This is a genomic window from Segatella copri (genome assembly GCF_009494395.1).
Classification (GTDB): domain Bacteria; phylum Bacteroidota; class Bacteroidia; order Bacteroidales; family Bacteroidaceae; genus Prevotella.
Genome location: NZ_VZCB01000022.1, coordinates 1 through 15,001, shown reverse-complemented (window position 1 = coordinate 15,001; position 15,001 = coordinate 1). Strand labels below are relative to the sequence as shown.

Here is a 15,001-nt window from a genome sequence, read left to right as displayed (position 1 = left end):
AACATTCGAGAATAGATGGAAAAGATTTTAAAATATAAAAGTTGGTTCCTGGCTATAGGAATGATCATAACGTTTACCTTTTCTCAAAGGTTCTTAAACAATCCATGGGCAGAATATGTTGGTGAAACCCTCGTTGCCATTGGCTTGAATATGGAGTTCATCAGCGACAAAAGGGAGAATGGAAAAATCGGTATCTATAACACCATTGCCGCTATATTCATGACTGGATTATGGCTATGTTTGACTTATTTCATAATTAAAGATCATCTGTTATGACTATAAAAGAAGCACAGGAAGCAGTAGATAAGTGGATTAAGGAATATGGCGTTCGCTATTTCAGCGAACTTACCAATATGGCTTGTCTCACGGAAGAAGTAGGAGAACTGGCTCGTGTCATCGCCCGAACATACGGCGACCAGAGCTTCAAGAAGGGCGAAAAGCCTAACCTCGGCGAGGAAATGGCAGACGTTCTCTGGGTTCTCATCTGTCTTGCCAATCAAACGGGGATAGATCTTACAGAAGAACTTCAGAAAAGCATCGACAAAAAGACCCAAAGGGATTCGGAAAGACATAAGAATAACCCGAAATTGAAGGAATAAACAACCCGAAATTGAAAGGAATAAAACACCCGAAATGAAGGGAATCATATAAATAACTTAACTTTAATAATTAAAAAAGTAACATAAAGTATGAGCAGTATTAAAGAACAGGTTCTTGCACAGCAGGGACAGTATAGCGAGTCGGACGACAAGTATTTATCTGTATTGAAACAGTATAATTGCGACCTCAATGATGAGGAAATCGCAGCAGAAGTGAAGAAGATTCTTGATGAGAAGGTAGCTGAGAATGAGACTATGGAGGTGAAGAAGTTCCTCTTCGGTAGTATCGAGCTTACTTCTCTTCACACAGAAGATACAGAAGAAAGCATCCTGGCAATGATTGAAAAGGTAAACCAGTTTGCAAAGGATTACCCAGAACTTCCTCATGTAGCAACCGTATGCACCTACCCTAACTTTGCAGGTCTTATCAGTCAGAGTTTGGAGGTAGATGGCGTAGAAATCGCAGTAGTAAGCGGCAATTTCCCATCTTCACAGACATTCATCGAGGTAAAGATTGCCGAGACAGCCATGGCTATCAAGGATGGTGCTACAGAGGTAGATATCGTAATGCCTGTCGGTAAGTTCTTCAGCGAAGATTACGAAGGCCTCTGCGATGATATTCAGGAGCTCAAAGAGACATGTGGAGAGCACAAGATGAAGTGCATCCTGGAAACTGGCGACCTGAAGAACTGTAGCAACATTATGAAGGCTTCAGTTCTTGCAATGTATGCAGGTTCAGACTACATCAAGACTTCAACCGGTAAGGAGAAGATTTCAGCTACTCCAGAGGCTGCCTACGTTATGTGCCAGGCAATCAAGGCATACTACGAGAAGACGGGCATCCAGATTGGTTTCAAGCCTGCAGGTGGCATTAACACCGTTCACGATGCAGTGGTATACTATACCATCGTAAAGGAAGTCTTAGGCGAGAAATGGTTGACCAACCAGTGGTTACGACTGGGAACATCACGCTTGACAAACCTCCTTTTGAGCGAAATCGTAGGTAAGGAAATCAAGTACTTTTAAAGATACGCCAAGAAAGAATAAAAGTACTTAGAATAGGAGTAAAACCCTAAGTATAAGATTAATAATAAAATCGCCCTGAAATGGCAAAAGCATTCATAGGCAATACTTTTGTCTTCTCAGGGCGACTATTTTTATAAGAGTCAACAAGCGAATTATGCTTTGCGCTCAATCACAAAATCAAGATAAGCCTTCAAGGCATTATATACATCCTTGTCTTCAACATAATTATCAAGGAAATCCATAGCCTCAGCATGAAAATCCCACATGCGCCTGTCTGCATATTCAATACCACCATTCTCCTTTGTGAAAGCAACTAACTGAGCTATTTCATCTTGGGAAACCGCATGCGCTTTAACCTTTCTTGCCAACTTTATCATCTCCTCATCACCAGTAGCTTTCAAAGCATAGATAACAGGAAGAGTGAGTTTACCTTCTGTCATATCATTACCAGTAGGTTTACCTATCTCCTTAGAATCGTAATAATCAAAAATATCATCACGAATCTGGAAGATAATACCCAGGTTCTGACCAAAGCGCTTAGCCGCTTCTATCTGCAATTCTGAAGCATTTGCTGACATGGCACCGATACCGGCACAAGCCTCAAAGAGAGCAGCCGTCTTCTGTTTAATAACCTGATAATAAATATCTTCCGAGATTTCTTCATTACTGATACTGTTTAACTGAAGTATCTCTCCATTTGACAAGATACGTCCCAACTCAGCAAGATGTCGAACAATCTCCTCAGAATGAGAATAAGAAACATGAAGCAAGGCAGTAGAGAGAATAAAATCACCTACTAACACTGCAACCTTATTATTATATGTGGCATTGACGCTAGCTTGGCCACGGCGCTCCCCACTCTCATCTACAACATCATCATGCACAAGAGAAGCTGTGTGAAGCAGCTCCAATCCTACAGCAGAATGCTGTGTGACGGTAGAAATTTTACCAAAATTACGGGCCATCAACAAGATGAGCATAGGTCGCATACGCTTTCCTGCACGCTGACGTATGTGATCGAGCACTTGAGAAAGAAGCCCGTCACTATGCATCAAAGATTTGTTGAACAAATCTATGAAATCTGCCAATTCAGCCTCAATAGGCTGCTTGATAAGTGATAAATAGTCCATTTAATATGAGTAAATCTACTTAATTTCTAAATTTTGATACAAAATTAATCAATTCTTCTTGAAATATCGCATTTTTTTAGTAATTTTACACCACAAAAATGAATATTATGGATAAATTGTTCCTTTTAGACGCTTATGCGCTCATTTATAGGTCGTATTACGCCTTTATGAAGTCTCCTCGTATCAATTCGAAGGGACTCAATACTTCGTGTGTCATGGGATTTTGCAATACCCTCAATGAGATACTTACCAAGGAGAAACCTACCCACATAGCGGTAGCTTTCGACCATGGAAAGACATTCCGACATGAGGCTTTTCCTGGATATAAAGCTCAGCGAGAAGAAACTCCTGAAGACATCAAAATCTCAGTCCCTATCATCAAAAATATCCTGGAAGCCTACCATATTCCAATCCTACAGGTAGACGGTTTCGAGGCAGATGACATCATTGGAACTGTAGCAATTCAAGCAGGAGAAAAAGGTATTGAAACCTATATGCTGACACCAGATAAAGACTATGGTCAGCTGGTTCGAGACAACGTATACATGTTCCGACCAAGACATGGAGGTGGCTATGAAAAATTAGGAGTGGAAGAGATTGAAGAAAAATACAGCATCGCTTCCCCACTCCAGGTAATTGACCTCCTTGCTTTAATGGGAGACTCTGCAGATAACTTCCCTGGCTGCCCAGGTGTTGGAGAAAAGACAGCTGTCAAACTCATCAATGAGTTTGGTAGTGTAGAAGGCTTGATTGAAAATTCATCTAAAGTAAAAGGCAAACTCCGAGAAAAAGTAGAAGGAGCTATTGAAGATATCAAAATCTCAAAGTTCCTAGCAACTATCAGAACAGACGTTCCTGTGGACTTGAAAATGGAAGACTTGAAATTGGTAGAGCCAGACAACGCCAAGTTGGATGAAATCTTCACAGAACTAGAGTTTAAGTCGTTCGCCAACCGAGTTCTTAAAAAACCTCAAAAGGTGCAAACAAAACCTACAGGAGAGCTCGATTTATTTGGCGCACAGCCAGCAGATGGTCAAGAAGAGCAAAAAAACACGAGTTTTGACACCATTAAAACGGTTGAGCATTCATATAAACTCATTGAAACAGAGGAAGATGCGAAATCTCTTTATGACTATTTAATTACAAAGCAAATTCTCAGTCTAGATACAGAGACTACATCAACGGTTGCAATCGATGCAGAATTGGTAGGATTAAGCTTTGCTGTCAAAGAGAAAGAGGCTTTCTATGTAGCGATCCCAGCAAATCGTGAAGAAGCCTTAAAAATCGTAAACATCTTTAAACCACTCTATGAAAACCCTGAAATCTTGAAAGTGGGACAAAACATCAAGTACGACTACGAGGTCTTGATGAACTACGGAGTAGAGATCCAGGGAAAGATGTTCGACACGATGCTCGCCCACTACATCATCCAACCAGAACTCTATCACAACATGGATTATCTGGCAGAGGTTTTCCTTCATTACCAAACTGTCCACATCGAAGAGTTGATTGGCCCAAAGGGAAAGAATCAGAAATCAATGCGCGACCTCGCTCCATCCGAAGTTTACGAGTATGCAGCTGAAGATGCAGATATCACACTGAGATTGAAAAATGTATTGGAACCAAAACTCAAGGAGATAGATTGTGAAGACCTGTTCTGGAATGTAGAAATGCCACTGGTACCGGTTCTTGCCCACATGGAGATGAACGGAGTATGCATCGACACGGATACATTAAAGGAAACGTCTAATAATTTAACCAACCGACTCTCAGAAATAGAACACCATATCTATGAGTTGGCTGGCGAATCCTTCAATATTGGTTCTCCTCGCCAAGTAGGAGAAATCCTCTTCGGAAAGATGAAGATTGTAGAGAAGCCAAAGAAGACGAAAACGGGACAGTATGTGACAAGCGAAGAAGTACTTCAACAATTGCGCAGCAAGAGTCCTATCATTGATGAGATTCTGAATTACAGAGGTTTAAAGAAACTTCTCGGCACCTACGTAGATGCTCTTCCAAAGCTTATCAATCCTCGTACAGGACATATTCACGCTTCCTTCAACCAGGCAATTACTGCAACTGGCCGCCTTTCTTCAAGCGATCCAAACCTACAGAATATTCCAGTACGTGATGATGACGGAAAGGAGATACGCCGATGCTTCATTCCAGAGCCAGGTTGTCTATTCTTTTCTGCAGACTACTCTCAGATAGAGCTTCGTATCATGGCGCATTTGAGTGAAGATCCAAACATGGTAGAAGCATTCCGGGAAGGTTCCGATATCCACGCAGCTACTGCTGCCAAAATCTGGCATGAGGACATCAAAGATGTCACAGACACACAGCGCAAGAAGGCAAAAACCGCCAACTTCGGAATTATCTATGGTATTACCACCTACGGACTCGCCCAGCGCATGAACATCGAAAACAAGGAGGCGAAGCAAATCATCGAAGATTACTTCCGTACCTTCCCCGGTGTTCAGGCATATATGGAGAAATCTAAGGAAATGGCAAGAGAGAAAGGCTATGCCGAAACTCTCTTCCATAGACGACGTTATCTGCCAGATATCAACAGCAAGAACGGTACAGTAAGAGGCTTCGCAGAGCGCAATGCCATCAATGCTCCTATCCAAGGTTCAGAAGCAGACATCATCAAAGTGGCCATGATCAGAATCTTTAACCGATTCAAGACTGAAGGCATCAAGAGCAAGATGATAATCCAAGTACACGATGAACTCAACTTCTCTGTCTTCCCTGAGGAAAAAGAGAAAGTAGAGAAGATTGTTGTAGAAGAAATGCAGAATGCTTACAAGCTCAGCGTACCTCTAATTGCCGATGCCGGCTGGGGAAAGAACTGGCTAGAAGCACATTAATAAACAGTATATATAGCAAAAACTATTCCCAAAACTTCAGGTCCCGATGTAGATATTTCATCTATATCGGGCCTTTTCTTTTGCATATTTTTATAACCATCTACTTAGCATTACAATCCGCTTTCTTAATATAATAAGGTGATAATGTTAACATTACGTTAAAGTATGAAAATAATTACCCAAAAGTTTGGAACTTATTGAAAAAAAGCATACCTTTGCAGTGTTCTATTGAAGTAGTACACTAAAACATTAAAGATTATGATACAGATTAAAGACATTGATTTCAGATACCCAGGTAGCAAGCACCTTGTATTTAGAGATTTCTCTTTGGAACTCAAGGAGAACAACATTTATGGCTTGCTCGGTAAGAACGGTACAGGCAAGAGCACTCTGCTCTACCTCATCAGCGGATTGCTCCGCCAGCAACAAGGTACCGTTCTCGTGGATGGCATTTCGGCACAAGATCGCAAAGCCGAGATGCTGAAGGACATCTTCATGGTGCCCGAAGAGTTTGAACTGCCCAACGTTTCCCTCGCCACCTACGTGAAGATGAACCAGGAGTTCTATCCTAACTTCTCGCAGGAAGTGCTGGACCGTTGCCTCAAGGATTTTGATTTACCACTCTCTCTCAAGTTGAACGAACTCTCGATGGGACAGAAGAAGAAGGTATTCATGAGTTTCGCACTCGCCACGGGTACCCGCTTTCTTCTGATGGACGAGCCAACCAATGGTCTCGACATCCCATCGAAGAGCCAGTTCCGTAAGGTCATCGCCAATAATATGACGGAAGACCGCACCCTCATCATCTCCACTCATCAGGTGCACGATGTAGAGTCACTGCTCGACCACATCATCATCATGAACCAGAGCCAGCTCCTGCTCGATGCATCGGTTTCAGACATCTGCGGGAAATACACCTTCGAATATCGCAACCCACAGGAAATGGACGACACCGTGCTCTACGCCGAGCCAACCCTGCAGGGCAATGCCGCCATCTGCAAGCGACAGGAGGGTGAGCAGGAAACACAGATGAACCTGGAATTGCTGTTCAATGCAGTGATTGGCGGAAAGCTTGCCGAATAAGAGCTATTCATCAAGCTCAGATCAAGTTCATCAAGATTATCGAGAATTAGAAAAATATAAAATCATCTTTAAATAACAACGATTATGAACAAGACTTTTGATTTACATAGATTCGGAATGGTGCTGCGTTGGGATTTGCTTACCAACTGGAAAAGCTATTTCTACAGTATTGCAGGATTGGCTATCGGCATCATCATGCTTTCCATTTCCATGCTTTATACCTTCCCTCATAGCCATTACATTGTAGGAGGAGATTTGGGTAATTACTACGAAGATAGCATGACAGGATTCCTTGCCACTATTTTAATAGCGTTTTTCTTTGTATCTGCCTGCAACATCTTTAGCAATACGAAGACCAAGCTGCAACGAGAGAACTTTCTGATGTTGCCAGCCAACAATCTGGAAAAATATGCAGCTCGTTTCCTGATGATGAGTGTTGGCAGTATCCTCATCATGGTGATTGCTACGCTTATAGCCGACTTCGTGCAGTTTGTATTGAGCTTCTTCATGACTCCCGGTTACCATGCAAGCATCATCGGAAGTTCTCTAAGACAAATATACGAAGCCGCAATAGATACCACCTGTAACAACCCTATCAGTATCTTAGCATGGCAATATAAAATAGATGCAGCCATACTCGGATGGAGCTTTCTCACCATGATTTACTCCTTCTGCCTGCTAGGCGGCACATTTTTCCGCAAACAGCCAATCATCCTGACAGCCGTATCTGGCATTATCATTTTCATGATTATAGGTTATTGTGGCAGCGAACTTGAAGAATGGGGAGCTTTCGATTTCTTCAAGCATCTTAACTATGATAATCCAGGCACTTCTCTCTGCATGGCAATCTTCTGGTCGGTCGTTTTCCTTGCTTTGGCAGCCTTCAGCCTCTGGGCATCCTACAAGCTCTTCACCCGCATGCAGGTAATCTGCAACAAGTGGATCAACATCTAGGAGAAGAAAAGAAGTATGAAAAGAAAATATCGATAAGAATGATAAAACTTTAAAGCAAAAGTATTATGATTTTCAGTAACGATAAAGCAATATACATACAGATAGCCGAGCGATTGAGCGATGAAATCCTGGCAGGCAAGTACAAGGAGGACGAACGAATACCGAGCGTCAGGGAATACGCCGTGCTGCTGGAGGTAAATGCCAACACAGCCGTGAAGGCATACGACCTGCTTGCCACCGATGAGATTATCTACAACAAGCGAGGTCTGGGCTACTTTGTTTCCGCGGGAGCCAAGAAGCAGATCAAGAAGACCCGCAAAAAGGAGTTTATGAAAGAAAAACTCCCAGAACTCGCCCGACAAATGCAGCTTCTCGACATCTCCATCGATGAAGTGAAGGAAGAGTTGGAGAAGAATCTCAAAAAGATAAAGATATGATGACACTATTCATCCTCAAATATATATTTATAGCTTCTGTCTTTGCCTTATATATAATAAGGTGTATGTAATAACGTTTTAAAAAAAGAGTTACGCTTGCAACTTTCAGAAGGTTGCAAGCGTCTAACGTTTAAAATTCATAGCAATAAACAAACGTATTATATGTCATTAATTCATCTAAAAGACGTCAACAAGACCTACCAGGGTGCTCAGCCACTCCATGTGCTGAAGGGCATCGACCTCGACATCGAACGTGGCGAGTTCGTCAGCATCATGGGTGCTTCCGGCTCGGGAAAATCCACCTTATTAAATATATTGGGTATTCTCGACAACTACGATACGGGTGAATACCGACTCAATGATGTGCTCATCAAAGACCTCTCGGAAACCCGTGCTGCCGAATACCGCAACAAGATGATCGGCTTCATCTTCCAGTCGTTCAACCTCATCTCATTCAAGACAGCGGTGGAAAACGTGGAGCTTCCACTCTTCTACCAGGGCGTGAGCCGCAAGAAGCGCCACGAACTGGCGATGGAATATCTCGACAAACTGGGCTTGAAGCAATGGGCCAACCATTATCCTAACGAGATGTCGGGAGGACAGAAGCAGCGTGTAGCCATCGCCCGTGCCCTCATCACCAAACCGGAAATCATCCTTGCCGATGAGCCTACCGGAGCTCTCGATTCCAAAACGAGCGTGGAAGTGATGGACCTGCTGAAGGAACTGCACCAGAAAGAGGGAATGACCATCGTGGTGGTAACCCACGAAAGCGGTGTTGCCAACGAGACCGATAAGGTTATCCATATCAAGGACGGACTCATCGGAAGCATCGAAGACAACAGAGACCATCATCTCGTATCGAAAGACTACGTAAAGTAAGTGAAGAACGAAGAGTGAAGAGTGAAGAATCCAATTGTCTTTCTCTGACATCTCTTCGGGGTTATTAATTTTTAAAACAATACACAATGCATATGAATTCTTCACTCTTCACTCTACACTCTTCACTCCTCTCAGAGGTATGGAGCACGTCGAAGCGAAACAAGCTCCGCACTTCGCTCACGGGATTTGCCGTTGCCTGGGGAATCTTCATGCTGATATTCCTGCTGGGCGCCGGCAACGGACTGATTAATGCCCAGTTGCAGCAAAGCACCCGATTCCTAGCCAACTCCATGCGAGTATTCCCAGGCGAAACCTCCAAGGCTTACAAGGGACTGAAGGAAGGCAGAAGCATCACGCTCAACGACAGGGACATCCTCATCAGCAACGAGACCTACGGCCAGTACGTGGATGATGTGGGTGGAAGATTGGAACAGTATAACGTGAACATCAACTACGGCGATAATTATGTGGCAAGCCAGTCATTGGTGGGTGTGGCTCCTACACATCCCAAAATCGACAAGACGGAGCTGATTGCCGGACGATTCATCAACGAAATCGATATGAAGGACCAGCGCAAGAATGTGGTGCTGAGCCGAAGCCAGGCCAAGGAACTCTGCAAAGACTACCGTTCGCTGGTGGGCAAGAACGTAAAGATCAGCAACCTCAACTTCCAGGTGGTAGGAATTTACAAGGATGATGAATCGCGCAACAATACCGAAGCCTTCATCGCCTACTCCACCATCAAGACCATCTATGCCAAGGGCGATGATGCAGGAAGCCTGGAGTTCACCATCAAGAACCTGAAGACCCAGGAGGATAACGAGCAGTTTGAGAAGAACTATCGTGCCAGCATCAACAATAACCATCAGGCAGCCCCTGATGACGACCGCACCATCTGGCTCTGGAACCGATACATGGACAATATCCAGATGAACCAAGGAATCGGCATCATGCAGACTGCACTCTGGATAGTAGGTCTGTTCACCCTGCTGAGCGGCATCGTGGGCGTAAGCAACATCATGCTCATCACCGTGAAGGAGCGAACCCGAGAGTTTGGCGTAAGAAAAGCCATCGGTGCCAAACCTTGGTCGATACTGAAGCTCATCATCACCGAGAGCATCATCATCACCTCGTTCTTCGGCTACATCGGAATGGTCTGCGGCGTGGCAGCAAACGAAATCATGGACGCAACTATCGGTCACACCACCATAGATACCGGACTGTTTAAAGCCGCCATGTTTGTGAACCCTACGGTGGGCCTCGGCACCTGCATCGGCGCCACCATCGCCATCGTCATCGCAGGCACCATCGCCGGACTCATCCCAGCCATCAAGGCAGCAAGAATCCGACCGATAGAGGCGCTGAGAGCAGAATAAACTATAAATTATTATTATGCGATTAGATTTAGATACATATAAAGAGATACTCGACACCATCACGAGGAACAAGAGCCGCAGTCTGCTCACGGGCTTCGGCGTGTTCTGGGGCGTGTTTATGCTCATCGCCCTGATGGGTGGCGGCCAGGGACTGAAGGAGATACTGCAGAACAACTTCACAGGCTTTGCCACCAACACCGCCATCATCTGGGCACAGAACACCACCAAACCCTACAAGGGATTCAACAAGGGACGATCCTGGCAGATGGAAGAGAAAGACCTGGAGCGACTGCGCCACAGGGTGCCCGAACTCGATGTCATTACCCCGCTGCTCTTCGGAGGCAACAAGTCGGTGGTGTTTGGCGACAAGAAATTCAGCGGCAGCACGCAGGGCGTGAATCCCGATTACGCCCAGGTTTCCGCACCTAAAATGTTTTACGGCAGATACATCAACGAGATGGATGTGCGCCGCCAGCGCAAGGTTTGCGTCATCGGCAAACAGATTTACAAGACCCTCTTCCCCGGCGGCGGTGACCCGTGCGGCAAGAGTGTACGAGTGGATTCCACCTATTACACGGTGGTGGGTGTAGATTACCGCTCGGGAAATGGCATCAACTTCGGCGGTAGAGCCGACGAAACCATCACCATTCCGCAATCCGTGCTCCGCACCGCCTACAACCGCGGAACCGCCATCGACATCATCGCCACCACCGGTAAGCCGGGCGTGGTGATGAGCAGCATCGCCCAGCGAATGCGTGAAACCATAGCCAGGGCCCACAACATCGACCCTTCGGATGAAAAAGGAATCATGGTATTCAATACGGAGGTGCTCTTCCAGATGCTCGACAACCTGTTTAAGGGCGTCAACTTCCTCATCTGGCTGGTAGGTATCGGCACCCTTCTCGCCGGTGCCATCGGAGTTTCCAACATCATGATGGTAACAGTGAAGGAGCGAACCACCGAGATAGGCATTCGCCGAGCCATCGGAGCCACACCGAAGATGATTCTCTCGCAAATCATCTCAGAGAGTATTCTTCTCACCCTGGTGGCAGGCATGAGCGGCATCATCTTCGGAGTAGCCATCCTGCAGATGCTGGAGATGGCGAACACCACGGATGGCATTCTCACCGCCCATTTCCAGGTAGATTTCTGGACAGCCATCTCTTCAGCCATCCTCATCTGCATTCTAGGCGGCCTAGCCGGACTTGCCCCAGCGTGGCGAGCCATGAGCATCAAGCCAGTAGATGCAATGAGAGACGAATAAATAACTTTGAACTTTGAGATTTGAACATTGAACTTTATGAAATGCTTCAAGTCAATATCTCAGAGTTCATCAGGTAATCATAAAGTTCAACGTTCAAAATTCAAAGTTCAATGTATAAGAAGTATTCAAAGTTGATAGTTGCGGCGATAGTCGCCTTGATTTTCATCGGAACCTTCGTGTTCCTTTATGAGAAATCACAGCCTAAACCTGTGGAATATACCGAGTTTACCCCAAAGATGGGCGATGTGTTGAAGACCACGGTGATTACGGGTAAGATTGAGCCTCGCAACGAGGTGAACGTAAAGCCTCAGATCAGCGGTATCATCACCGAAATCTGCAAGCAGGCAGGCGATTTCGTGCAGGCAGGCGAGGTAATCGCCAAGGTAAAGGTGATTCCGGATATGGGACAGCTCAGTTCGGCGCAGGCTCGTGTGCGCCTTGCCGAAATTAACCTGAAGCAGGCACAGGTAAACTATGGTCGCGAGGAACAACTCTACAAGAAGCAGCTGGTCAGCGCCGATGAGTTTGACAAAGTGAAACAGTCGTTACAGCAGGCAAAGGAGGAGAAGGTTGCCGCCCTGGATGCGCTCGAAGTAGTTCGTGATGGTGTTTCCAAGAGCAATGCCAGCGCCTCTTCCACCCTCATCCGTTCTACCATTTCGGGAATTATCCTCGATATTCCTGTCAAGGTAGGTAACTCCGTGATTCTTGCCAACACCTTCAATGATGGAACCACCATCGCCAGTGTGGCAAACATGAACGACCTCATCTTCCGTGGCAACATCGACGAGACCGAAGTGGGTAATCTGGTAGTGGGAATGCCGATGAAGATTACCATCGGAGCGATGCAGGACCTGAAGTTTGATGCCGACCTGGAGTACATTTCTCCAAAGGCTGTAGAGAACAATGGTGCCAACCAGTTTGAGGTAAAGGCTGCCGTCCGCTCAGTAAAGGGCGGCAAGATCCGTTCCGGCTACAGTGCCAATGCTGAGATAGTATTATCCAAGGCTCTGAAGGTTCTCACCGTTCCGGAGAGTGCCATCGAATTCAGCGGCGACAGCACCTTTGTCTATATCGTAAAGGGCAGCGGCGAGAAGAAGACCTACGAGCGCAAGCAAGTAACCACCGGATTGAGCGATGGTGTGAACATCGAAATCAAGAAGGGTCTGAGCCTGAAGGACAAAGTAAGAGGTCCGCAGGTTGTGGCAGACAACAAGGATGATGAAGAATAATCTTAGCAGTATAGAATAAGTAGTAAAAGCCAAAGGAGGCATTTTGTGTTCATGCCCCCTTTGGCTTTTACTACTTATTAATAACGTTCAAAATATCCTGACGTATCTTCTCATTGGTACCATTCACCATATAACGTATCAAGCCATCCTCACCTAGGACGATGAAGAGAGGAAAACCGCCTGAGCCAACAAATTTCACGAAATAATTATCACCATAAAGATGAGTCCAATTGAAGCCACGTGCCTCCGTTATCTTCCTTACCTTATCAGCTTTCTCGAAGTTTACAGAGAGAAATATCACATTAGGATACTTATTCTTCCACTCCGAAAGGATAGGCATTTCTCGCAAACAAGGTCCACAGCCTGAATACCATGCGTTGATTACTACCTTATGTCCCTTGAGCGACTGTTCTGTCCAAAGTTTTCCGTTCAAATCGTGCAAAGCAAAGGAACCTGGCAACGGTTTGCCACTCAATGCGTCAGCATTCTCGTTATGCCTCGTCAAAGACAACATCTGCTGATAAGTCTCTATTCGGTCTTCTATCTCTGATAGAGATTTCACTCTACTGCGAGGTATCTCATATTTTTCCCATTCCTTAGGCATAGTAAAGTTGGGATACATCGTAAAAACCATCAAGTTGCCATTTTCTCCATACTTGATGGCTGACATATACTTCACCTTCGATACATCCAAAGGCAAATCCTTGACATAGAAATGTCGATTCACCATTATACTAGGAGACAGCAAACTATCTGCTTGTTCCTGTACGACAGGAGTTTCCTGTGCGCTTGCTGCAAAAGGCATCATCGCCAAAAGCAACGCCATCATCATTTGTTTCATCATTTTCTTTTCCATTGTATATCTCTTTTATATGTTTCCTACATACTTATTCTTATTAGAAAATACGCAACTTTTTATTAAACTGCCTTGCTGCTATTCCTTTTCCAAAGGACTATAGAACAATTTCCTTTTTGGCATAGGCATAGGTTTTCCATTCATATCTTTAGGAGCTAAAGGAGAATTTTTCCAAGACTTTGCTGGATTAGACTTATAATCAGCCAAAGCTTGATTAAAGTGCTCACGAGTAGTCTTGAAATACTCTTTGTCGTTGACAGTAATTGGTGAACTTGATTTGCGAACAGAAATCGCAGAAAAAGTATGCTCTTTATCTTCTGTTTCCGCCGCAAGAATTAACCCTGGCAATCCATTTAGCTTCCAAGGTCCTACACTTTTAGGTATATCACAATACCAAGCTATCCAATTACGTCCACGGAAAGTAGCTGTTGCTTGATGACATAAATAGCCACATATTTCTTTCGTACTATCGGATAAAGCCCAATCTATATGAGGAACCTCCTCATGATACATAAATTTATCTATTGAGACCTTACCATAATAAGATAATTTATTCGCATTTACATTTTCTAGCAAGAATTCTTTAAAGTCGGGACTATACTTATTGTAGAAATCAAAATATTCTCCAAGAGTCATTTGTTGCTTGCCAACAAGAGCAGAGTCCAATCTATATGAGCCATAACTTTCATATTTAAAAAATGAATCACCTAATTCTAAGATAGCATGATACTCTCTCATATCACCTAAGCTATGGTCGATGACGCGATAGTTGTAGATACATTCTATAATACTAGAATCAACTATTTTTTTCGTACCTAGCTTTGCAGGCTCATTTGCCAAAGGTCCAGATATAGTTTGAGCATTTGTCAATAACGGAAATACACAAAAATACAATTATTTTATCCATAAGCAAACCTCTATTTTACATTATTTATACGTGCTTCAGCATGAGCACCTTTTCTTTCTCCGCAATAAGTTTCGTTCAAATCTTCTATATAGTCAACGAATTCCTCTGATTTAGAGAAAAACTCAGGTGCTACTGTCATGATTTGTTTTCCACAAGACGTAGTTACAACTGTTCCAACATGCTCAGCAGCATTAGCCACAACTCCCATCAGCGCAAAGGCTGACATTAAAAACAATTTCTTCATAATCTCAACTTTTTAGTTGTTGTTTGTTTTAATTTCCGCTGCAAAAGTACAAAATTGTAGGGAAAGACGCAAGAACATTATTAATTTATTTTTTACCTATTTTTTACCATTCACCAAATACACTAAAAATGAAAAGGTTATGAG

General features: G+C 44.2%; 15 protein-coding genes. 11 read left to right on the top strand and 4 right to left on the bottom strand.

Annotation, left to right across the window (positions count from 1 at the left end; all coding sequences use genetic code 11):
• The first annotated feature begins 15 nt into the window (after positions 1 to 15).
• From F7D73_RS02785 to deoC, 3 genes are all read left to right on the top strand, one after another.
• Positions 16 to 276, top strand: a complete 261-nt coding sequence (locus tag F7D73_RS02785) for a hypothetical protein (protein WP_153122188.1) — start codon at positions 16 to 18, stop codon at positions 274 to 276.
• A complete protein-coding gene (locus tag F7D73_RS02780; protein ID WP_153122187.1) occupies positions 273 to 599 on the top strand; it encodes a nucleotide pyrophosphohydrolase in 327 nt (108 codons plus the stop codon). Before F7D73_RS02785 ends, F7D73_RS02780 begins: the two co-directional genes overlap by 4 nt.
• Before the next feature lie 90 nt (positions 600 to 689).
• The gene (gene deoC / locus F7D73_RS02775; RefSeq protein WP_153122186.1) at positions 690 to 1,625 is read left to right on the top strand and encodes a deoxyribose-phosphate aldolase; all 936 of its coding nucleotides are present in this window, start codon (positions 690 to 692) and stop codon (positions 1,623 to 1,625) included.
• Positions 1,626 to 1,777: 152 nt separating this feature from the next.
• On the opposite strand, the gene F7D73_RS02770 is transcribed toward deoC, so the two are convergent.
• Positions 1,778 to 2,755: a polyprenyl synthetase family protein gene (locus F7D73_RS02770; RefSeq protein ID WP_153122185.1), complete on the bottom strand. Its 978-nt coding sequence runs from the start codon at positions 2,753 to 2,755 to the stop codon at positions 1,778 to 1,780.
• Positions 2,756 to 2,862: 107 nt separating this feature from the next.
• On the opposite strand from F7D73_RS02770, the gene polA reads away from it, so the two are divergent.
• From polA to F7D73_RS02730, 8 genes are all read left to right on the top strand, one after another.
• Positions 2,863 to 5,625 carry a DNA polymerase I gene (polA, locus tag F7D73_RS02765; protein ID WP_153122184.1) on the top strand — a complete coding sequence of 921 codons (2,763 nt, stop codon included), beginning with the start codon at positions 2,863 to 2,865 and terminating at the stop codon, positions 5,623 to 5,625.
• 258 nt (positions 5,626 to 5,883) lie between these two features.
• Complete coding sequence (locus F7D73_RS02760) at positions 5,884 to 6,708, top strand: ABC transporter ATP-binding protein (protein ID WP_153122183.1); 825 nt, start codon at positions 5,884 to 5,886, stop codon at positions 6,706 to 6,708.
• Between the two features lie 84 nt (positions 6,709 to 6,792).
• Positions 6,793 to 7,662: a hypothetical protein gene (locus F7D73_RS02755; protein ID WP_153122182.1), complete on the top strand. Its 870-nt coding sequence runs from the start codon at positions 6,793 to 6,795 to the stop codon at positions 7,660 to 7,662.
• 65 nt (positions 7,663 to 7,727) lie between these two features.
• Positions 7,728 to 8,099 (top strand): GntR family transcriptional regulator, encoded by a 372-nt coding sequence (locus F7D73_RS02750; RefSeq protein WP_153122181.1) that lies wholly within the window; start codon positions 7,728 to 7,730, stop codon positions 8,097 to 8,099.
• 162 nt (positions 8,100 to 8,261) lie between these two features.
• Positions 8,262 to 8,978, top strand: coding sequence for an ABC transporter ATP-binding protein (locus F7D73_RS02745; RefSeq protein WP_117695647.1), 717 nt, complete (start codon positions 8,262 to 8,264; stop codon positions 8,976 to 8,978).
• 86 nt (positions 8,979 to 9,064) lie between these two features.
• Positions 9,065 to 10,354: an ABC transporter permease gene (locus tag F7D73_RS02740; protein ID WP_228117612.1), complete on the top strand. Its 1,290-nt coding sequence runs from the start codon at positions 9,065 to 9,067 to the stop codon at positions 10,352 to 10,354.
• A 16-nt stretch (positions 10,355 to 10,370) separates the two neighbouring features.
• On the top strand, positions 10,371 to 11,618 hold the full coding sequence (locus F7D73_RS02735) for an ABC transporter permease (protein ID WP_153089743.1): 1,248 nt from the start codon (positions 10,371 to 10,373) through the stop codon (positions 11,616 to 11,618).
• Positions 11,619 to 11,728: 110 nt separating this feature from the next.
• Positions 11,729 to 12,850, top strand: a complete 1,122-nt coding sequence (locus tag F7D73_RS02730) for an efflux RND transporter periplasmic adaptor subunit (RefSeq protein ID WP_153122180.1) — start codon at positions 11,729 to 11,731, stop codon at positions 12,848 to 12,850.
• Positions 12,851 to 12,920: 70 nt separating this feature from the next.
• On the opposite strand, the gene F7D73_RS02725 is transcribed toward F7D73_RS02730, so the two are convergent.
• The 3 genes from F7D73_RS02725 to F7D73_RS02715 form a co-directional block, all read right to left on the bottom strand.
• Positions 12,921 to 13,706 (bottom strand): TlpA family protein disulfide reductase, encoded by a 786-nt coding sequence (locus F7D73_RS02725; RefSeq protein ID WP_119249880.1) that lies wholly within the window; start codon positions 13,704 to 13,706, stop codon positions 12,921 to 12,923.
• Between the two features lie 78 nt (positions 13,707 to 13,784).
• Positions 13,785 to 14,600: a GLPGLI family protein gene (locus F7D73_RS02720; protein WP_153122179.1), complete on the bottom strand. Its 816-nt coding sequence runs from the start codon at positions 14,598 to 14,600 to the stop codon at positions 13,785 to 13,787.
• Between the two features lie 23 nt (positions 14,601 to 14,623).
• Positions 14,624 to 14,857, bottom strand: a complete 234-nt coding sequence (locus F7D73_RS02715; protein ID WP_153122178.1) for a hypothetical protein — start codon at positions 14,855 to 14,857, stop codon at positions 14,624 to 14,626.
• Between the last annotated feature and the right edge of the window lie 144 nt (positions 14,858 to 15,001).